Raw genomic sequence first — 20,052 nt, forward strand, 5'->3', positions numbered from 1 at the left:
TATTTTATTAATTAATCATGCTAAAGCAGTTCGATCATCATTCATTATAGGAAGTGTGAGTAGCAATGGCATTAATCACTAAATCCCAGTCGTCAGGATGAAGCTCATGCCCCGTTCCCTCCAATGTCAGTAACACCGAATCCGGAATTTCGTTAGCAAGATGCCTCCCATGCTCATAAGGAATAATGGGGTCCTCTGTGCCGTGTATGATCAGAGCGGGTACACTGATTTCCCCCGTTCTAGCCAGGTAGACTTCTCCGCCTGCCAGCAAACCGTGATTATTCATGCTCGCTATCGCGTTGCTTCTTGCAAATTCTTTTTTAGCCAGCAAACTAACGTTATTCTCATCAAAAGGATGCTTGGAGCCCACCAGTATTCTAGATCTATCGACCGCAAATTGGACGACCGATTGCTCATTAGTCCAATCTATTTCCCCCATATTTGAGAAAAAGTTCATAACTCGATCCTCCATTGGAGGGAGAGGCGGCGCAAAGTTGGATGTAGCCAGAAGAGTTACGCTAAGCACTCTTTCCGAATGCCGCAAAGCTATCATTTGAGCCAGCATACCGCCCATGGACATGCCTGCAAGATGTGCTTGCGCAATCTTATAGGCATCCAATACTCGAATAGCATCATCTGCCATGTCCTCGAACGTATAACCCGGCTGGCCAGGCTCGTAGGTTGTTGAGCGTCCCACATCGCGATTATCATAACGAATGACAAAACGCCCCGTATCCGCTAACGACTGGCAGAACTCCTCTTCCCACCAAATCATGGAGGATTGGGCGCCCATAATAAGCAAAATAGCCGGGTTGGCTTGATCTCCGAAACTGTCCGTACATATTTCAATTCCATCTATTTTTATCAGTCGTTCGTTCATGTGTAAATCCCTCCAATGTTTATAAAAAATAAAAAAACACAGGCTATTGGCCTGTGCGTGAAGTAATCGAAAAAGAAATTGAAAATGAACACTACAAGATCATCACCCTATGACAGACAGACTTACTGTCCATTCACCGGATAAAAATCATAAAGGTCCATTACAAATTTCTTCAAATCCAGTCTATGCGATTGGGGAGCCAATTCCTCAGTAGCCTCAATCGCATATAACTAAACTGGGTTTCCGTGCAGGCAAACCATTCTTCGATTACGTTGCACACAAATAGCCTTAGATCACTATTCCATTCATTGTGCAAGCCATATCGAAGAATTAATTTAGCACACGTAACCCCTCCGTCCGTATCAATTAAAGCTATGCTAACATATGGTGATTTTCCATGTCAATACATGGATATATCCCCTGGAGCTACGCCGCTTGAAAAAAACAAAAAAGCTGCTCTGCATAAACAGAACAGCTTGCTTGTTGTCCACATAAAAACATGATTTGTTTCCAATCATGGACTTAAGGCACAGGTAAAAAAGTTGGCATTGGCGGCATAAATGTTGGCATCGGTGGCACGTATGGCGTCGGGAATGGGAACGGAGGGTTTGTAGGGAATGGCGGCGGAGTCTGTACTGGCGTCACTACCGGGGATTCCACTGGTGGTGTCTCTGCCGGCGGCGGAGTCTCTGCTGGCGGCTCCGTTTCTTCTGGTGTCGCTGTTGGTTCAGGTGTCTCCGTCGGTTCTGGCGTCGCTGTTGGTTCTGGTGTTGCTGTTGGTTCTGGTGTTGCTGTTGGTTCTGGTGTTGCTGTTGGCGACGGCGTCCATGCTGGTGCTGGAGTCGCCGTAGGTAACGGCGTCACAGTCGGCGATGGAGATGGCGACGGCAAATCGATTTTGCCCCCTTGCTTAGCTGCTTCGTATGAAGACAACACGAGCAGGTCACGCGTAGCATTCCCTTTACCGCCGAACGAACCATCCGCATTGTTGCTCAGAAGCTTCAACGCCAAAGCTGCATCAACATATCCTTTGGCCCAATCTGAGACGGTTGTGTCCTCGATTTTCTTTTGATTGTCGACAGGTTGACCAAGTCCTCTAACAAGGAAGGCCGCAAGCTGCTCCTTCGTTACTTTCCCAGTTGGATCAAATTTATCGGCACCTACCCCGTCAGTAATTCCCGCAGCCTTAACCGCTTCAATATAAGGCAGAGCGTAAGAATCGCTAGGAACGTCCTTAAACGATGATGTCTTTGGAGCGTTATCCGTATTCAGTCCATAAATTAATGCAGCTACCTTGGCAAACTGCGCCCGGTTCATTTCTTCTTTCAATCCGAAATTCGCTTCATCGACACCATTGAACACGCCCGCTGAGATTAACGCATCGAACTTCGCCTTCGTTGCAGCGTCCAAATCCTTCAAATCGGCAAAATCGGCTGAAGTCTTTGCCGCTAGTGCAGTCATCGCACCGGTCAAGCTAACAGCTGTGACAATTGCCAGTGCTGCAATCCAACCTTTCAGTTTCACCTTCATGTCTCCCCCGCTTCATTAAAAATTCGACTTTCTTCGTCAATTATATGCTAAAAATTAGCAATTTCATAGATTTTATCAAAAGAAATATATAACATATGAACCGTTATTACTAGCTAGTAGATTCCCATGTTCTTAAACTGTTTTGCGAATCGTTCAGACGGGTATCTATAAAGAAAAACCAGCCTGAGCGGTTAGCTCAGGCTGGTTGGAATAAACGCTAGATTATTAACAAACTCAAAGCTTTAGGTACGAACAGATTGCCGCCAAATAATAGACGCGCCGATCTTAACGGTCTCTCGATTCATATTGCCTTTAATCAATTCTAGCAGCTCTTTGGCAGCCAGAAACCCGCTTTCGTATCGCGGAATTTTGATTGTCGTCAATCCGGCCAGCGCTGCCGCGTCGGAATCATCGAAGCCGGTAATGGAGATGTTCCCCGGCACAGAGATCTGATGCTCTTCGAACGCCTTCATCGCTCCGACCGCCATATTATCATTGGCACACACCAGCACTTCGGGATAGTCATTGCTCAGAATCATGAGCTTAGCCGCTTGATAACCGCTTTTCTCCCGGTAATTGCCGTGGTAGTAATACGACTGGTCGAACGCAATTCCATTCTCTTGGAGCGTATCGGCGAAGGCCGAGAATCTTTCCTTGTTATCCAGCGAAGTACCAAGTCCACCCAAAAAGCCGAAGCGCTGAAAGCCGCGATCTACTAAAGACTGCACCAGCTGCCGCATCACCGGATAATTGTCGACGACGACGCTTTTCGTATTTTTATTGTCATTCTCCAGCACTCTGTCCATCAGCACAACAGGAAATTCCGGCTTGGCCACCGCCTTGAAGTACTCATCCGACAGACTTCCATCCAAGCTAATGGTGCCGCGTGCAAAGCTGCTCTTCAGAAAATTATCACTTGATTTATTCGTACAAATGATGAGATCATACCCGTTTTCATTCAGACAGGTACTGACCCCTTCAATGATTTTCAAATAAAACTCGCGATCAAAATCGCTAAAAATAAAAACGATACGTTTATCTCTTTCCGATTTGGTTTTTTTGGGCGAGGCATCATGCACGTACCCTTGCTCCTCGCAGCATCGCAATATCCGGTCTCTCGTTTCTTGCGATACATTTTTTCGTCCATTCAATACGTTGGATACGGTCGAAATAGATACGCCCGTCAGTTGGGCAATCTCTTTCAAACTGCTCATCCCGTAAACCTCCTCATCGTTTTTGCGTAAGTAAAATCTATTATAGCACTTTACAAGCATTTTACCTACACATTTCACAGACAAATTAATCGCTAGAACGACTGCAACTGTAGGAACTGTCCAAATCGCCTTCCTCTGCAGTTAGTAAAACGATTTTCGTTTTACTTAATATTTTATGATACGTTTTACTTAAAATAACCGTTTTCATTTAAGTAAAATATATATTTTTTACGAGTTTTTTATTGACTTCTTTACCTGGCTGTTTATAATCAAGGGTACATCCATAAAAGGGGAGGCTTTTGCAAATGACAAAAATAAAGCGCTTTATTTCCATCACGATTACCTCTGTAATGCTGCTTACCATCCTCAGTGCTTGCGGCGGGAACAATGCAGATAAAGGTGGTTCGGGCGGTGATAACGGATCCGAGAAGCTGCCGAAAATCTCGCTTTTCCAATCCAAAGTTGAAATCGCAGACCAGCTGGAATCGATGGCCAAGAAATATAAAGAAGAAACAGGCAATGAAATTGACGTATGGGGCTCCGCTGGAGACAACTACCTGACTCAACTGCAAGCGAAGCTGAACGCAGGTGAAGGTCCTACTATCTTCGGTGTTCAGACAGGCGCTGAGACGACGAAGCTCCAATCTTACTACTACGATATGAGCAATGAATCTTACGTTAAAAATATCGCTCCCAACATGGAAGTGAAAATTGACGGCAAAATCATCGGCGTACCGACAGGCGTAGAAGGCTTCGGCTTCGTCTACAACAAGGCTCTTGTCGATCCTTCCAAAATTACGGACCTTGCATCCTTCAAAGCTTTCCTGGAAGAAAGCAAAGCCAAAGGCATTAACGGCTTCAGCCTGTCCCAAGAAGCGTACTTCTTAATCGGACACATTCTGAACACGCCTTTCGCGCTTCAACAAGATCCGCTTGGATTCATCGAGAAGTTGAACAAAGGCGAAGTGAAAATGGCTGATACGAAAGAATTCCAAGAATTCGGCCAATACATGGAAGCCATTCGCGAGCTGGCTAAGAACCCGCTTGAAGTCACATACGATAAGCAAATGGGCGACTTCGCAACCGGCAAAACGGCAATCGTTCACCAAGGCAACTGGAGCTACGGCATGCTGCAAGATTACAAAGACATCGATGCCGGTATGATGGCGATGCCGCTTGCAGGCAACACTAAGCTGGCTGTAGACATCCCTGCGATCTGGGTCATCAACAACAAAGCATCCGCTGATCAGATCAAAGCGGCTAACGCATTCTTCGAATGGCTGTACAATAGCGAGACTGGCAAAAACATCATTGTAAACGAATTTAAGTTCATTCCAGCGATGACAAATATCGAAACAAGCAACCTGGACCCGCTTTCCCAAGCGGTATCTGAAGCTACAGTGAGCGGCAACACGATTCCTTGGGCGCTGACTTACTTCCCGCAAGGCATCATCCAGAACGATCTGGCTCCGGTTGCCCAAGAGTTTTTCCTGACTCCAACGATGACGGGAGATCAACTCCTGAAGAAGCTGGATGAAGTGTGGGCAAAAGCACCTAAGCAATAAACACAGTATGCTCAGTGTGCGAAGCAGAAGCTAATAATTGGAAAACTAACCTGCTTGTCAGGTTAGTTTTCTCTCTTTGAACTACCGTACGAATCGATCGAAATTACTCCGAAATGAGTGAACGCATATGAAAGCGATCAAGAATAGAGCCTGGTACGCTCTATTTACTGCACCTCTGCTCCTCATCTTTTCTATCGTCGTCCTCGTGCCTTTTGCCATAGGCATCTATTATTCCTTCATCAGTTGGGATGGCATTCCGGCCAACCCGAAGGTATTTGTGGGCTTCGACAACTATGTCCATGTCTTCCAGGACGACCGGTTCATGAAGTCGGCTTGGCTGACGATTAAATTTACCTTTTTAGCGCTGGTCATTGTTAATATTATGGGCCTCGCCCTATCTCTGCTCGTGACGTCTAAGCTGCGTACGAGCAACATTGCAAGAACGCTGTTTTTCATGCCGAATCTCATCGGCGGTCTCATCCTCGGTTATATCTGGAAGTTCATCTTTACCGATGTGTTCAATTATGTCGGCGAAAATACCGGCATGGGCAGCATTTTCTTCAACTGGCTGCTTAATCCCGACTATGCGCTGTATGCGATCGCGATCGTATTCGCATGGCAGATGGCGGGCTATACCATGATTATTTACATTGCGGGAATTCAAGGTATTCCCGACGACTTGATGGAAGCAGCAAAGGTTGACGGCGCCAATGCTTGGCATAAGCTGACCAAGATTATTTTCCCGTTGCTGATGCCATCCTTTACTATTTGCCTATTCTTGACGCTATCCGGCGCATTCAAAATATTCGATGTCAACCTGTCGCTCACTGGCGGCGGTCCGATCAACTCTACTGAAATGTTCGCGATGAACATTTTTAACGAAATCTTCGGTTATAGCCGTTATGGTATCGGTCAAGCGAAAGCGATTCTCTTCTTCGTGCTCGTAGCCGCAGTTACACTCGTTCAGGTGTACATCACGAAGAAAAGAGAGGTGCAGATGTAATGAAGAAAACAGGCAAATGGATTCTGGAAGCTTTGCTTGTCGTTATAGCGCTCCTCTTCTTGTCGCCGATCTACATTATGATCGTCAACTCGTTCAAGACCCGCTCCGAGCTGTATGAGAATGCACTAGCACTGCCATCTTCCTTCAGCTTCGAGTATTATGCGCAAGCGATGCAGAAGATGAATTTCATGACGGCCTTCGGCAACTCCTTGTTCGTCACACTCGTCTCTCTGCTGTTCATTGTCGTGCTGGCGTCCATGACCGCATGGATGCTCGTTCGCTCTAATAATAGACTGAGCCAGATTATTTTCATGGTGCTCGTATCGACCATGCTTATTCCGTTCCAGACGCTGATGATGCCGTTGATGCAGGTCATGGGCTGGATTGGCACAACGCTGCATATCCCGATGCTGAATACGCATGGCGGCCTGATCTTCATGAACGTAGGCTTCCACGCCAGCATGGCCGTATTCTTGTATCACGGCTTTATCAAGTCCGTACCGATTGCGCTTGAAGAAGCAGCTACTTTGGACGGCTGCAGCAAGTTCGGCGTATTCTGGCGGATCGTATTCCCGATGCTGAAGACGATCACCATTACCGTCGCCATTCTGGACGTTATTATGATGTGGAATGACTACCTGCTTCCATCCCTGACGCTCTCGGATAAAGGCTTGCGGACGATTCCGCTCTCCACGTTCTACTTCTTTGGAGAGTTTACGATTGTATGGAACCTGGCGATGGCAGGTCTAACGCTGTCTATCATTCCAGTTGTCATCTTCTATTTCATAGCGCAAAAACACATCATCAAAGGTGTAGCTGAAGGCGCAGTGAAATAAGCAGCAATAATGAACCGCACTTAACATTGAAATTGAATTACAACGATTAACGACGAAATACGACCTGCATAAAAAAAGATGTTCCGCAGTAAGACGGAGCTATGCGGTTGGAGTGAGAAAGGGAAGATACAACATGAACAAAACCTGGTGGAAAGAAGCTGTAGTCTATCAAGCATATTGGCGCAGCTATTATGACAGCAACGGCGACGGATATGGCGACCTGGAAGGTGTTTATCAGAAGCTGGATTACATTCAAAGCTTAGGTGTCGACGTCCTGTGGCTCAACCCGTGCTATGAATCGCCAGATGTGGACAATGGCTACGACATTTCGGACTACCGTTCCATTATGCCAAAGGCGGGAACGATGGCTACATTCGAAAAGCTGCTGTCTGCTGTACATGATCGCGGAATGAAGCTGATTATGGATCTGGTCGTGAACCATACTTCGGATCAGCATGCCTGGTTTAAGGAATCACGTTCCGCCATTGACCATCCGAAGCGCGATTATTACATCTGGCGCAAGGAGCCGAACAACTGGCGTTCCTACTTCGCTCCGTCTACCTGGACTTATGACGACACGACCGGTGAATATTACTTCCACTCCTTCTCCAAAGAGCAGCCCGATCTGAACTGGGAGAACGAGAAGGTTCGTGAAGAAATCTATGCCATGATGCGGTTTTGGCTCGACAAAGGCATCGACGGCTTCCGGATGGACGTCATCAATCTGCTTGCCAAGCTTCCGGGCTTCCCGGATGCCGAGAACCCTGCCGACATCTCCTATCTGGGCAATAACCCGGGCATTCACGAATATTTGCAGGAAATGCATGATAAAGTGCTCAAGCATTACGATGCGTTCACCGTCGGTGAAATTCCGTTCGTAAGTCCGGAAGACGGCGTGCTATACGTCGGCGAGGGACGGGGCGAATTGAATACGATGTTCCATTTTGAAGTATGCGACTATATGGCCCATTGGGATATGCAGCGTTTCAAGCAAATTCAAGCACGCTGGTATGAAGGCTTGTGGGGCAAGGGCTGGAACTCGCAGTTCCTGAACAACCACGACCATACACGGGTCGTGACGCGCTTCGGCAATGATGCCGAATACCGGGAGCAATCTGCTACCTGCTTCGCTACCCTCATTCATACCTTGCCGGGCATGCCTTATGTGTATCAAGGCGAGGAAATCGGCATGACGGGTATCCGCTTCTCCTCCATCGATGAATATAACGATATCTCGATGAAGAACAAGTACGCGGAAGAAGTCGGCAAAGGCCGTGATCCGGAGGAAGTGCTGAAGGAGTTGCAGCACTTGTCGCGCGATAACTCGCGTACGCCGATGCAGTGGAACAACTCGCCGCAAGGCGGCTTCACCGAAGGCAAGCCATGGATCGCCGTCAATCCGAATTACAAAGATATCAACGTAGAGCAAGCATTAAGCGATCCGAATTCCGTGTTCTACTATTATAAGAAACTCATCGAGCTGCGCAAGCGCAATGAAGTGATGGTATACGGCAGCTTCACCACTTATCTGGATGAGCATGATCAGATTTATGCCTATACGAGAACGTTAGGCGACGAGTCTTGGCTCGTGCTGCTGAACATTTCGGAGCAGCCAGCTGCTATTAATGTAGCCGACTGCGGCGTTGCTAAGCTGGGCGAGATCGTCATCAGCAATTATGCTGAAAGAACCAATCAAGAGAACGTGATGGAGTTACAGCCTTATGAGGCTGTTGTCTATCGCGTGTAAAAATAAAACCCGCAAGGCGAACACTGTATGGGGTGTCTGCCTTGCGGGTTGTTTATATTCACGTGATTCCGGCAAAAGATAGTGTCCCTCTTTCACTAATAGGTATAAGACATTAAGTTCAGGGCAATTTATGTTAAAACATATCTGATATATGGTAGTAGTATTAATACCAGTATAAACAGGCTTCTGTCTATATCGAGCAGTACTCAGTATGATGTGTTAGGGATCATGTTTTCTCGAAAACCTGTTATTGATATTCCCTAATAAGAAAGGTGGAGACTGACTTGAAAACAAGAACGCTTGGAAATAGCAAACTGGAGGTATCTGCCCTCGGACTCGGATGTATGGGCATGTCTGACTTCTACGCCGGGCGGGATGAGGCGGAATCGATCCGTACTCTTCACCGGGCCTTGGAGCTTGGAGTCACTCTGCTTGATACTGCGGATGTCTATGGTTTAGGTGAAAACGAAGAACTGCTCGGACGGGCTCTGAAGGGCCGAAGAGACGGTGTCGTCTTAGCGACGAAGTTCGGCGCTGTTGTCGGGGAAGACGGTTCTTTAAGCGTAAGCGGTCGTCCTAAATATGTGAAAGCCGCATGTGAAGCCAGTCTAAAACGTCTCGGTGTCGACCATATTGATCTCTATTATCAGCATCGGGTTGATCCAGATACTCCAATAGAAGAAACAGTAGGAGCCATGGCAGAGCTCGTTAAGGAAGGGAAAATCCGTTACATCGGGCTATCGGAAGCATCCGCAGACATTATTCGCCGTGGACATGCGGTTTATCCAATAACAGCACTACAGACTGAATACTCATTGTGGGATCGTGATGTCGAGGATTCGATCTTGCCGACATGCCGTGAGCTAGGCATAGGTTTCGTACCTTATAGTCCACTTGGCCGCGGATTTCTAACCGGACAAATTCAGCGTTACGAGGATCTTGCACCGGATGATTATCGTCGTACATCTCCGAGGTTCCAGGGAGACAACTTCCAAAAAAATCTGGATCTCGTGGTCAAAATAAAAGAGCTTGCAGCAGAGAAAGATTGTAAACCATCTCAACTAGCCTTAGCTTGGCTGCTCGCTCAATACGAGAATATTGTGCCAATTCCAGGAACAAAACGCATTACTTACCTTGAGGAAAATCTCGGCGCATTAGACATTGAACTGACAAAAGAAGACCTTGCTCAAATTGATGCTATCGCTCCGCAAGGCGTTGTCTTCGGTGCCCGCTACTAAGTAAAACTTATAAAAAGAAGCAAGTCTCATCACATTGTTACTGTGAAGAGACTTGCTTCTTTTGCTTTTAAACAAACATTCGTTTATAATACTAGCATCCTTCGATAAGATGCAGGATTTTCACATAAATGATTACGTACTGAAGGGCTGGTGGCCTTTATGAATAACGTTAAGCAGCGATATAAAGAGCTTGGGGATTTTCTCAAAACACGCCGCGCCAAAATATCCCCTAAGCTGGCAGGTTTGCCTGCAGGACCACGCCGCCGCACACCGGGTCTACGGCGAGAAGAGGTTGCTTCTCTGGCGGGAATAGGTGTAACCTGGTACACCTGGCTTGAGCAAGGACGTCCGATTCAAGTATCTACACAAATACTAGAGAGCCTATCTCGAGTGTTTCTACTAAATCGCGAGGAAATTGTGCATATGTATTCCCTTGCCCAGCACGTCCCTCCTTCTTATTCTCCTAACTTTACCGAGGTTAACCCGATGCATCAGCATGTGCTGGACAACATGGCAGAATCGCCGTCCCTTATCGTGGACAATCGCTGGTATATTATAGCTTGGAATCGTGCGGCTGAGCTTGTGTTCTATGATTTCAAGCAGCTAGAATGCAGCGACCGCAACATGATGCGAATTATGTTCACAGACCCCGGTTTTGCTCGCCTCTTCCCTGACTGGGAAAGCAGCGCACAGGCGATGATAGGCAAGTTCAGAGCAGCATGCAGTCCATATATTGAAGACTCTTGGTTCACGGAATTTGTGCAGGAGCTTAGAGCATCCAGTAAGGAATTCGATCAGTGGTGGCCTATGCATCAAATTAATAAAGACCGTGACACATTCAGATTGCTCCAACATCCTGTGCTTGGACAACTGAGCTTTGAGTTGACCAGCTTTCTGGTAGCCGAAGACAACAATATGAAAATGTATATCAACACTCCGGCGAACGGTACGGATACTCGCAATAAGCTGAGACTTCTGCTAGAAGCAGAGCAAAAGAATAGCAAGCCTGCACTTGTGTAATAAACCTAATGTGAAAGATGTAAATATCCTCTTCGAGTGCGTTCATCTTCCTCCTACTTTCTACCGACCACCACAGCTTGCCTTATGCGCTTGGCAGCGCTCATCATCCGGCTCAAAAACCGAACGTAATGATGAGGCAGCAGCGTTGTTGACACCTTTAAAGCCTCTGCATATAATAAGTTCAACTAAGCCTAAGGAGAGATTTGTTGTTCTTAACGAAGTAATCGCATAACTGGTTGTGAGAAGCGGTGCATAGTCGAATTGACTATGTGTATTTAAGTTTGTTTCTCCGCCAGATGATTCGTTAAGAACAGCGGAGATCTTTTAAAGCCTGGGGTAGTATTTCCCTGTTGCGCCTCGATCCGTGCTGAACTCAGCACGGTTTATTTTGTTTCAAGGCGTATTCAGGGTCATATTCTAACTAAAGGCGGCAAATGAACTCATGTTCATTTGCCGCCTTTAGTGTTTATTTTTAAAGAAAAGGAGTGAGGAACACGGGTCTAAAAAAATTGCATCGCTGTTGAAACTCAAAAAAATTATAATAAGGAACGGTGAATGAACCTATGAAAATTGTAACCAATCGGCTAGTTGTACAAACCATTGAGCTTCCGCTTCTGGAGGCCGCAGCCAAGCGGGATACGCAGGCAATAGAAGCTCTGGGATTTAAGACGAACGGCGAATGGCCCGTAACGGATTTTCACGAAGCTATCCCCTTCTTTCGCGAGCTTCTCATTCGGAATAACGGAACGAGAGGTTTCGATTCCTGGATTATTGTTGATAAGGATACGCAAGAAATCGTTGGCGGTGCTGGTTTTCAAGGCGATCCCGATGAGAACGGCATCATCGAGATAGGCTTTGCTACAAATGAAAGCCGCCGCCGCAAAGGCTACTGTTTCGAAGCCGCACACGCCCTGATCAATTGGGCATTGAAACAAGAGGAAGTTCAAGGCATCGTCGCCAGGTGTAAGCCCGACAATATCGGAAGTGCTGGTGTGTTGACGAAATTAGGCTTCCATTTGGATCAGAAAGATGCGGAATATTGGTATTGGACTTATGCACCTCGAACATTGGTATAACCGGTTCGGTTCGTTAGACTACTGCTTTACGGCAATGTAGATTTCCATTTGCCCATCATTCATATCAATATCCGGTCCATAAAACTCAAAGTCGCCTGTGAATGTCCGCTCATTACCGGGTTGCCGCGACCATTGCCAGATGCCGGCCCATGCTTGCTGAACCTTCTCGATGACAGGTCCCCGCTCTGTGACGAATACGGCATAGGTGGCAGTTGGAACGGTGAACGTCGTAACGGATTCGGGATATTTTGCTTGCAAATCTTTTTCCACCTGTAAGCTCACCATAACTTCATATTGTCCAGCATCGCCCTGTTCATAATTGAAATAACAGCTATAGAGGCCGGGCTTCTCGGTATGGTCAGCCAATTGCCCGCCAATATTGCGCGAGTAGAATTGTTCAAACAGCTTGCCTATTTTGCCGTTGCCGCTTAATTCAACTGCATTGGTCGTGACGGCGCTAATTCCCGCTAACGTGAAGGAAGGAATCTCCTCAATCCGTGCAGGTTCAATATATGGATTATGTTGTGTCATCGCTTATCATTCTCCCTATCGTTTGATGAGCCTAGTATAAAACAAGCAACCTGACAGCTGACTGTCAGGTTGCTTTATCATTTCTATATATATTCGCAATTTGTTGTGCACGGCTGGCAATCGTCTCCCGCAAATGAAGGGGCTCAAGCACCTCCACATGATGACCAAAACCAAGGATGAAGCTGTACAACCATTCATCCTCCGGGTAAGCCTTCCTGACCTGCCAGCTACCATCAGCCATCGGAACAATCTCTTCGATACCGAAATATTCCTCAGCCAAATGATGAGAATCGGCCTGAAATCGCAAGACGAACTCTATGGCCATAGAGGGGTCGTTCACTGTCTTCCCTGCTAAGCTTTCCTGAGCGGGAAGCTCTCGGCGTGAAAAGGGCTGCTCCCTCTCAATCGCCAATTCCTTCATTCTCTTCAGCTTGAATAATCGGAACTCCTTCTTCTCCAGACAATAAGCTTGCAGATACCACTGTCTCCCTTTCAAAATAAGCCGATGCGGCTCCACCGCCCGATACGACACTTCCCCGTTAGCGTTGGAATAAGTGAAGTTGACCACCAGACATCGGTCTACTGCCTCCTTTAATAAAAGCAGCTTGGGCCGCAATCTTTCATTCCCGTCCCAAGGCGAGTGGTCAACCAGCACACGATTAGTCTTATCCCGGAAATCCTCGGAAGAGGAAGAAGGTACAACACTATTAATTTTCTCCATCAGCTGCAGATTCTGTTCATTGCCGTATGAAGTGGAGATGCTCTGCAAGGCTGTGACGATGGCGGCTAGTTCGTCGTTGGTCAATACATTGCGGTCCAGACGATACCCTTCCGCCAGCCCGATTCCCCCATTGGTTCCCTGATAGGTAACGATGGGAATTCCAGCCCTATTAATGGCTTCGATATCCCGATATATCGTCCGTACGGACACTTCGAACCGTTCTGCAAGCTCCTTGGCTTGCACCATACGACGGTTAAGCAGCAAAATAATGATCGATAAGAGTCTTTCCAGTTTCATCGTATACATCCTCTATTGGACTGCTTTAGTCGTATTGCCATTCAAGTTGTCCCTTCCTGACTTTTGCTGCATATATGATTTGTCCAGTGTGATAGTGAACCTCTCTAACCATCGCGATCATCAGGTTCAGAACTGTTGTTTCATTATTGACTTGGCTATATGTAAGGGGCGGGCGATTGAGAAAGGGCTGAGACATCACTAATTCCGGCTTGGAGCGAAGGTGCTCGAGATATTGAATGATGGTATCGAAGGCTTTCTTGATCCGGTCATAAGCTTCCTCTTTAGACATTTGAAGTCCACGTTCAAATTCTTGATCCCTGTCTCTTGTATCGGGAATGTCGAAAAAGATGGTTTCGATTCGCGAGTGGACACAGCCATGAATATGAGCAACTAAATTAGCAATGCTATTACTTTCTGCATTTGGAGACCAAGTAATGTCCTCTTCTGACAGCTGTGCAATCGCTTGAAGCGTCCATTTCCCTTCGGACTTGAATTTGACCAGCATACTGTCAATCAGCTCCATTGCAATATCCATTCGATCACCCCTAATAATGGATTTTCGTCCATTTTACCAAACGCGCGTTCCCCTAGCAATGCAGGCTTTTCACGAATGCCCAAAGAGGGCTGCAACAAGTCACTTTCACTTAACCTGTCACAGCCCTCGAGCTTGCTTTCGATGCGCAGCCTTATTTTATTATTTTTCCTCGATCCGATACCATAATTCGCAATACTCATAGCCGTCCTGATTGGTGCAATACATTTCAAAATTACCGCCGTCAATGATGTTGTATTTGGAGGTTTGCAGCCATTCGGAAAAGATCCGGTTTCGCAATGCGCTCAAATCATACTTGCCGCTGCCATTCCCGTCATTCAATGTGGAGAACACAGCCCAAGAAGAGGCTGGAACATCCACCACGGTATAGCCTTCGACCTTGCTTTGCGCTGATTTGTAACACCCGATCAGATAAGGAAATGTAGTATTGCTTGTCACTTTGTAGGAATCAAATGCAAATACCGCCCCAAGCTCCTGACCGAAATGGCCTTCCGCTCTCCAATCTCCGATGATCGACTGTTCCAATCGGTCAAACTCGCCATTGTTACTTATGTTTTGCCAAACCTCCGGGATCGATATTCCCTCGTGGTTCGCAATAGTGTCCATTCCGTATACATCTTCTAGTCCAAACACTTGAAAAGCTTCCCGTTCCTCAATTCGATAAATCATCTCGACAACTCCCTTTAACGTAATTTGAAAGGAGAGCCGAGGATAAGCTCTTAACTGGCTGCCTGCCTGTCGCGCAGAGGTAGGAGTCAGACCATGCAGATTGTGAAAAGCTCGTGAGAATGATTCGGGCGTTTCATAACCATATTTCAAGGCGATATCCGTCACTCTATTCTTCCTGTCCTGCAAGTCGAAAGCCGCAAGTGTTAACCGCCTGCGCCTTATATATTCCGATAAAGGCATTCCAAGTACAAATGAGAACATACGCTGAAATTGATAGACCGAGCATAAAGCAACTCTAGCAATCTGCTCGTAATCAATATCCTGATCCAAGTTGTCTTCGATATAGTCGATGGCAAGGTTCATACGTTGAAGCCAATCCATAGCGTTCCCTCCTTTCATAAGGAGCTTATCATTCCGCAGTTACAGAGGCCTGACAATCCATGCAATCAAAAGACAGGTAACGAGCGAAAGCATAGACTGCATCTCTTAGCGGCCTAGTTGTTAGCATTTATATAAATATATCCAATTGGAGGAATTCCAGCAACGCTCGCGATATGCGTAATATTGAACATCATTTTCGCAACACAGTACCTTACATATTTTAGTAAAAATTGAAATAATGCAGGAAAGGGAGGAATCGACTTGGGGAGAAAAAAGCTAATCATCGTATTGTTCGCATCATTGGCAATTGTCATTGTACTGCTATTGCGGTTTGCAGACTTTCAGAATTTAGGCCCTACAAAGAAAGAAGCAAGCTGGCTGCTAGAGCCTAAGTTCGAGGTTAAACTGCACAAGGAACTTGTCTATGCTAACAAATTAAATTATCAAGGCAAAGAAGAGGCACTAGCACTCGATCTGTACGAACCTGTACAAAAAGGAAACTCTGCTCGTCCCCTCATTGTGTTTATTCATGGCGGAGGCTTCAACTCCGGGGACAAACGGGATGCAAAGGCTATTGCTACAGAATGGGCGAGCCGCGGATATGTCGTAGCCTCCATCAACTATCGCCTTCGAGCCAATCTCCAGTCTGATTCAGATGGAACAATAGCGGATGCACTCGCCGATGTTGACGATGCCTTTAACTGGCTTAGTCAAAACCAGGCAACCTATCGTTTCGACACCCGCACCACAGCAATTGGCGGTGATTCAGCAGGAGGCTTGCTAGCCGTAGATTACGCTAATCAGCATGGGACAACGCCACAGGATGCTGCTCAGCTGTTTGCGGTCATTGATCTGTATGGCCCTGCATCGATTACCAGCATTCATGAAAGATTTCCCGCAACGATTCTTATTCATGGCACGGCCGATACGACGGTCCCTTATAACCAAAGCCTGCTCCTTTCCGACCGGTTAAGCAAGGCGGGTATTTATCAGCAGATGATTACACTGGAGGGAGGCGGGCACAACTATCAAGATTCTAAGTATTGGGATCAAGTCGTGCAATCAACCGTCAGCTTCCTGCACAACGCCATTACTGCAACTAATTTGCTGCCCCAACAGATTGAGGTTCAAGCTTTCGCAGGTGATGCCGCCAAAATATCGTTCGTCAAGCAGGGTCAGCAGCCTCATGTAAAGCTCAAACTAAAGACGACCCTGCCAGATGGATGGAAGCTCGTGAATTCCGAAACTGCTGACGAAGTACAAATCCAGATTCCTGCAAATGTAAAAGCAGGGCACTATCCGATATTGCTGCGGACGGAAGCTGCTTCTGCGCCGTTAGCTGCATATGTTCATGTCCGTGAACCGCTGAGCTTCACACGAACGCCTTTCTTCGATCAAGTGAGCGGACAGGTACACACGCGTATAGACATCGTTAATCTGTCTCCTCGCTCACTGTTGGGCAAATGGAGCCTGCGCAGCCTGGAGTCTAAGGAAGAACATAAGAACTCTTATTCACTAGATGCCATCCAGCCCAATCAAAAGATCAGCACGACACTGCCCTTCTATTCGGATGAACCGGAAGAGGTCATCGTTAAAGATCGTGCAGGAGCCGTCTTGCAGGAAACCTCCCTTCTAACCTACACCTATGTCGCGGAAAAACAGAAGCAGCCGCTCACCATTGACGGTTCACTCGAAGAATGGGATCTATCGCATGCGTATCCGCTCAATCGTCAGTCTCAGCTGCGTATACAGGACTACAGCAGCCCGGAGAATTTTGGCGGTCAAGGCTGGATTTCATGGGATAAGGATAACGTATATCTGGCTCTACAGATTAAAGACGAGCACCACGTACAGCGTGAGACACCTTTTAACATCTATTTGGGCGACAGCTTGCAGTTCTCTTTTCGAGTCGCCAACGAGTCAGGGGGCTTCCAGGGCGCTCATGAGTTTGGGGCTGCGCTGCATGAAAACGGCTCCACCATGACTTTTCGCTGGCTGAGCCCGCCGTCCTTTAAGCTTGGGGAGATTGACGACCTGAAGGCAGGCATCAGCCACAAAGATGGAACGACCACCTATGAGCTGGCGCTGCCTTGGGAGGAGATTGGCGTCACCGAACCGTTAGAGGGCCAGCAGTTGAAGTTCTCCCTGTTGGTTAACAACAACGACGGCCAAGGCCGTATGGGATGGGTGGAGTACAACAGCGGAATTGGCTACAAAGACCCCGAGGCTTTTGGCGACTTATTTTTGATCAGCAGCCGTTAAGGGTTAAGCATTAAGAAGAAGGGGCCGCATTCGCGGCCCCTCTTTTTTTATAACAAGCTGCTGGAGCAATACCGCTGACCCCTCTCTAATGGCAATTGGTTGCTCCAAGCAGTCAGCCAAAATGTAAAAGTGCAGGTTGTAAGCCGTTAATTCGGTGATTTATCGCTTCAACATGCAAAAGTGCATTTTGATTGTCCCAAAATAGCTCCATAGAGCGAATAAGAGCCGTTTCAAATGTACTTTTACATTTTGAACCCCGCTTTGAACCGTTTGAAGCTCATCAACCTGCACTTTTGTATTTTGTTTCTGTGATAAACACGCGGAACGCGTACCTTCAGCCCCAACAGCAGCAACAGCAGCTCAGCTCACTATCCTTCATCCTTCGCAAGAGCTATGCCCCTAGCCGGGAACCCCGTATCCTTTCCTCGCACTAAGCGCGATAGTAAGACAATACCCAGCACACGCCGTTCCGGTCGGTCACAATGCCGAGCAGTCCGTTGAACGGAGCCTCGTACACTTCCGTCTGAACCGTCCCGCTCGATGCAAAATCATCATAAATCTTCCGGAACGCCTCCTCCGTATCGATTTTCAGAAACACTCTTACATAGTCGCCTTTCTGTACCGGCTTCGCTGCCTTCGTATCTGCAAACTTAAGGCTTGCTCCGTCAACAAGCAGATCCGCGTTCAGCACCTCTTCTCCTTGCTTGCGAAGAATCGTGATCTCGCCGCCAAAGACGCTTTGATAATACTTGATTTCATCCTTACAATTTTCAACAGCGATAAAAGGTTGTGCAATCATCCCTTACACCCTCCCAAGTATCATTCGGTTATGTTGCGAAGCACATTTTTCAACAGTCCCAACAACAACTCATACTCCTCTTCGCTCATGCCGCCCTTCGATTTGCTCTTCACGCGATTGAGCGCTTCTTGAACCTTAGGTACGACCTCATGACCCGACTCTGTCAAAAAAAGCAGCTGATAGCGGTTATCTGCCGGATCGGCTTCCCTTCTTACATAGCCTTCCGCTTCCAGCTTCGCGGTTGCCTTCGCGGTCGTCGTCTTATCGATGAGCAGCTTCTCGCTTAACTCCTTCTGTGTAATTGGCTGCTGATTCGCAATCGCCATAAGAAAAATATACTGGCCGCTCCCGATCCGATACGGTGCCAGCTCAGCTGAAATGAACACCTGCATATGGCGATAAATCGCCGAAATGTAATGTCCATGCGATTCCGATTCCATGATGTTTCCCCCTTTTCCAATAGGATGCTATTGCAACTAATATCAATATACGCCGAATAGGATGTTATTGCAACTAATTTCTCAAAGGTCATTAACAGCTATGCGCGGATTTTCATACGACTTGCAAGCACATCTGCTCTTTTCCGTAAAAACGCTTACAAACCGCGGTTTTCGGGCATTTTAAAAGTAATAAAGCAACAAAATCGTAGCAATTGAACCATTCGGAATCTTAGAAAATCCAATAAAATCATCGAAACGTGAAGTATATAACCTCTTCCATGCGTGATACCGTTAAATTGTAAACGGATTCAAACCGGCATATCAGGCCACCTATGAACGGAGAGTGAGGATTCATTGTTACGTGAACTAAACAAACACAAAGTGCTTTATCTGATGGCCATTCCTGCCATGCTCCTTCTTTTATTATTCAACTATTTTCCGATGGCTGGCATCATCATCGCTTTCAAGGACTTTAACTTGAGCAACGGCATATTTGCCAGTCCGTGGATGCATCCCATTTATGAGAACTTCCGGTTTTTCTTCACTTCGGATAACTGGTTAAGCGTCACACGCAATACGATTCTATTGAACCTGATGTTCATCTTCGTCGGTACAGTCGTGAACGTCGGTATCGCGATTTTGTTCAACGAAATTCGATCGACTTGGTTTAAACGGACCGCACAATCACTCACGCTGCTGCCTTATTTCATCTCTTGGATTGTCGTCGGCGTGTTCGCTTACAACTTCTTAAGCTACGAGCACGGCATGCTGAGCGAGCTGCTTGTCAAGTTCGGCTTTGACAAGGTTGACTGGTATTCCAATCCGAACGCATGGCCGTTTCTCATTCTGATTATTTTCATCTGGAAGGGTGTCGGCTACAACAGCATCATTTATCTCGCGACCCTGACTGGCATCGACCATACGCTGTATGAATCCGCCCGCATCGACGGGGCTACGAAGATGCAGCAGATTTGGTATATCACGATTCCATTGCTTCGGCCAACCATCATTGTCTTGACGCTGCTTGCGATTGGTCACATTATGAACTCGGACTTCGGCATGTTCTACTCGCTCGTTGGCGACAGCGCACAGCTGTATTCAACCGTAGACGTTATCGACACCTTCGTATTCCGCAGCTTGAAGGGCTCTGGAGACATGGGCATGGCGGCCGCTGCCAGCTTCTATCAGTCTGTACTGGCATTCGTGCTTGTCTACGTCAGCAACCGTGTTGCCCGCAAGTACGAAAGCGACTCCACCCTATTCTAAAAGAGAAACTTGCCCTTATGGAGG

At 47.0% G+C, this 20,052-nt stretch carries 18 protein-coding genes; 9 read left to right on the top strand and 9 right to left on the bottom strand.

Going from position 1 to position 20,052, the window contains the following annotated elements:
• Positions 1-37: 37 nt before the first annotated feature.
• The 3 genes from IEX98_RS09970 to IEX98_RS09980 form a co-directional block, all read right to left on the bottom strand.
• Positions 38-880: an alpha/beta fold hydrolase gene (locus IEX98_RS09970; protein ID WP_188888811.1), complete on the bottom strand. Its 843-nt coding sequence runs from the start codon at positions 878-880 to the stop codon at positions 38-40.
• A 522-nt stretch (positions 881-1,402) separates the two neighbouring features.
• A complete protein-coding gene (locus IEX98_RS09975; RefSeq protein ID WP_229692073.1) occupies positions 1,403-2,404 on the bottom strand; it encodes an S-layer homology domain-containing protein in 1,002 nt (333 codons plus the stop codon).
• Between the two features lie 248 nt (positions 2,405-2,652).
• Positions 2,653-3,624 (bottom strand): LacI family DNA-binding transcriptional regulator, encoded by a 972-nt coding sequence (locus tag IEX98_RS09980; RefSeq protein ID WP_188888813.1) that lies wholly within the window; start codon positions 3,622-3,624, stop codon positions 2,653-2,655.
• A gap of 305 nt (positions 3,625-3,929) precedes the next feature.
• Here IEX98_RS09980 and IEX98_RS09985 point away from each other — a divergent pair, with 305 nt between their 5' ends.
• From IEX98_RS09985 to IEX98_RS10015, 7 genes are all read left to right on the top strand, one after another.
• Positions 3,930-5,189, top strand: a complete 1,260-nt coding sequence (locus IEX98_RS09985; RefSeq protein ID WP_188888814.1) for an ABC transporter substrate-binding protein — start codon at positions 3,930-3,932, stop codon at positions 5,187-5,189.
• 127 nt (positions 5,190-5,316) lie between these two features.
• Positions 5,317-6,192, top strand: coding sequence for a carbohydrate ABC transporter permease (locus tag IEX98_RS09990; RefSeq protein ID WP_188888815.1), 876 nt, complete (start codon positions 5,317-5,319; stop codon positions 6,190-6,192).
• Positions 6,192-7,028, top strand: a complete 837-nt coding sequence (locus IEX98_RS09995; protein ID WP_188888816.1) for a carbohydrate ABC transporter permease — start codon at positions 6,192-6,194, stop codon at positions 7,026-7,028. Before IEX98_RS09990 ends, IEX98_RS09995 begins: the two co-directional genes overlap by 1 nt.
• A gap of 133 nt (positions 7,029-7,161) precedes the next feature.
• Positions 7,162-8,775 (top strand): glycoside hydrolase family 13 protein, encoded by a 1,614-nt coding sequence (locus IEX98_RS10000; RefSeq protein ID WP_188888817.1) that lies wholly within the window; start codon positions 7,162-7,164, stop codon positions 8,773-8,775.
• Positions 8,776-9,059: 284 nt separating this feature from the next.
• Entirely contained in the window at positions 9,060-10,013 is a 954-nt protein-coding gene (locus IEX98_RS10005; RefSeq protein ID WP_188888819.1) for an aldo/keto reductase, read from the top strand.
• Positions 10,014-10,172: 159 nt separating this feature from the next.
• Positions 10,173-11,033 carry a helix-turn-helix transcriptional regulator gene (locus tag IEX98_RS10010; protein WP_188888821.1) on the top strand — a complete coding sequence of 287 codons (861 nt, stop codon included), beginning with the start codon at positions 10,173-10,175 and terminating at the stop codon, positions 11,031-11,033.
• A 563-nt stretch (positions 11,034-11,596) separates the two neighbouring features.
• Positions 11,597-12,109 (top strand): GNAT family N-acetyltransferase, encoded by a 513-nt coding sequence (locus IEX98_RS10015; protein WP_188888823.1) that lies wholly within the window; start codon positions 11,597-11,599, stop codon positions 12,107-12,109.
• Positions 12,110-12,127: 18 nt separating this feature from the next.
• On the opposite strand, the gene IEX98_RS10020 is transcribed toward IEX98_RS10015, so the two are convergent.
• The 4 genes from IEX98_RS10020 to IEX98_RS10035 all read right to left on the bottom strand — a co-directional run bounded on the left by IEX98_RS10020 (position 12,128) and on the right by IEX98_RS10035 (position 15,261).
• Positions 12,128-12,640, bottom strand: a complete 513-nt coding sequence (locus tag IEX98_RS10020) for a GyrI-like domain-containing protein (protein WP_188888825.1) — start codon at positions 12,638-12,640, stop codon at positions 12,128-12,130.
• A 64-nt stretch (positions 12,641-12,704) separates the two neighbouring features.
• The gene (locus IEX98_RS10025; RefSeq protein WP_188888827.1) at positions 12,705-13,658 is read right to left on the bottom strand and encodes a helix-turn-helix transcriptional regulator; all 954 of its coding nucleotides are present in this window, start codon (positions 13,656-13,658) and stop codon (positions 12,705-12,707) included.
• A 25-nt stretch (positions 13,659-13,683) separates the two neighbouring features.
• Positions 13,684-14,193 carry a DinB family protein gene (locus tag IEX98_RS10030; RefSeq protein ID WP_188888829.1) on the bottom strand — a complete coding sequence of 170 codons (510 nt, stop codon included), beginning with the start codon at positions 14,191-14,193 and terminating at the stop codon, positions 13,684-13,686.
• 159 nt (positions 14,194-14,352) lie between these two features.
• Positions 14,353-15,261 carry an AraC family transcriptional regulator gene (locus IEX98_RS10035; RefSeq protein WP_188888831.1) on the bottom strand — a complete coding sequence of 303 codons (909 nt, stop codon included), beginning with the start codon at positions 15,259-15,261 and terminating at the stop codon, positions 14,353-14,355.
• A 261-nt stretch (positions 15,262-15,522) separates the two neighbouring features.
• On the opposite strand from IEX98_RS10035, the gene IEX98_RS10040 reads away from it, so the two are divergent.
• Positions 15,523-17,523: a prolyl oligopeptidase family serine peptidase gene (locus tag IEX98_RS10040; RefSeq protein WP_188888833.1), complete on the top strand. Its 2,001-nt coding sequence runs from the start codon at positions 15,523-15,525 to the stop codon at positions 17,521-17,523.
• A gap of 430 nt (positions 17,524-17,953) precedes the next feature.
• On the opposite strand, the gene IEX98_RS10045 is transcribed toward IEX98_RS10040, so the two are convergent.
• Positions 17,954-18,322: a VOC family protein gene (locus tag IEX98_RS10045; RefSeq protein ID WP_188888835.1), complete on the bottom strand. Its 369-nt coding sequence runs from the start codon at positions 18,320-18,322 to the stop codon at positions 17,954-17,956.
• A 20-nt stretch (positions 18,323-18,342) separates the two neighbouring features.
• Positions 18,343-18,762, bottom strand: coding sequence for a MarR family winged helix-turn-helix transcriptional regulator (locus tag IEX98_RS10050; RefSeq protein ID WP_188888837.1), 420 nt, complete (start codon positions 18,760-18,762; stop codon positions 18,343-18,345).
• 354 nt (positions 18,763-19,116) lie between these two features.
• On the opposite strand from IEX98_RS10050, the gene IEX98_RS10055 reads away from it, so the two are divergent.
• Complete coding sequence (locus IEX98_RS10055) at positions 19,117-20,028, top strand: ABC transporter permease (protein WP_229692075.1); 912 nt, start codon at positions 19,117-19,119, stop codon at positions 20,026-20,028.
• Positions 20,029-20,052 lie beyond the last annotated feature (24 nt).

The organism is Paenibacillus radicis (ex Gao et al. 2016) (genome assembly GCF_014641555.1).
GTDB lineage: Bacteria > Bacillota > Bacilli > Paenibacillales > Paenibacillaceae > Pristimantibacillus > Pristimantibacillus radicis.

What these genes read in the sequence shown, in the direction of transcription:
- IEX98_RS10025 (WP_188888827.1), bottom strand. Translation starts at nt 13,658, where the DNA reads ATGAAACTGGAAAGACTCTTATCGATCATTATTTTGCTGCTTAACCGT.
- IEX98_RS10000 (WP_188888817.1), top strand. Translation starts at nt 7,162, where the DNA reads ATGAACAAAACCTGGTGGAAAGAAGCTGTAGTCTATCAAGCATATTGG.
- IEX98_RS09990 (WP_188888815.1), top strand. Translation starts at nt 5,317, where the DNA reads ATGAAAGCGATCAAGAATAGAGCCTGGTACGCTCTATTTACTGCACCT.
- IEX98_RS09985 (WP_188888814.1), top strand. Translation starts at nt 3,930, where the DNA reads ATGACAAAAATAAAGCGCTTTATTTCCATCACGATTACCTCTGTAATG.
- IEX98_RS10050 (WP_188888837.1), bottom strand. Translation starts at nt 18,762, where the DNA reads ATGGAATCGGAATCGCATGGACATTACATTTCGGCGATTTATCGCCAT.
- IEX98_RS10030 (WP_188888829.1), bottom strand. Translation starts at nt 14,193, where the DNA reads ATGGATATTGCAATGGAGCTGATTGACAGTATGCTGGTCAAATTCAAG.
- IEX98_RS10035 (WP_188888831.1), bottom strand. Translation starts at nt 15,261, where the DNA reads ATGGATTGGCTTCAACGTATGAACCTTGCCATCGACTATATCGAAGAC.
- IEX98_RS10045 (WP_188888835.1), bottom strand. Translation starts at nt 18,322, where the DNA reads ATGATTGCACAACCTTTTATCGCTGTTGAAAATTGTAAGGATGAAATC.
- IEX98_RS09980 (WP_188888813.1), bottom strand. Translation starts at nt 3,624, where the DNA reads ATGAGCAGTTTGAAAGAGATTGCCCAACTGACGGGCGTATCTATTTCG.
- IEX98_RS10020 (WP_188888825.1), bottom strand. Translation starts at nt 12,640, where the DNA reads ATGACACAACATAATCCATATATTGAACCTGCACGGATTGAGGAGATT.
- IEX98_RS09995 (WP_188888816.1), top strand. Translation starts at nt 6,192, where the DNA reads ATGAAGAAAACAGGCAAATGGATTCTGGAAGCTTTGCTTGTCGTTATA.
- IEX98_RS09970 (WP_188888811.1), bottom strand. Translation starts at nt 880, where the DNA reads ATGAACGAACGACTGATAAAAATAGATGGAATTGAAATATGTACGGAC.
- IEX98_RS10015 (WP_188888823.1), top strand. Translation starts at nt 11,597, where the DNA reads ATGAAAATTGTAACCAATCGGCTAGTTGTACAAACCATTGAGCTTCCG.
- IEX98_RS10010 (WP_188888821.1), top strand. Translation starts at nt 10,173, where the DNA reads ATGAATAACGTTAAGCAGCGATATAAAGAGCTTGGGGATTTTCTCAAA.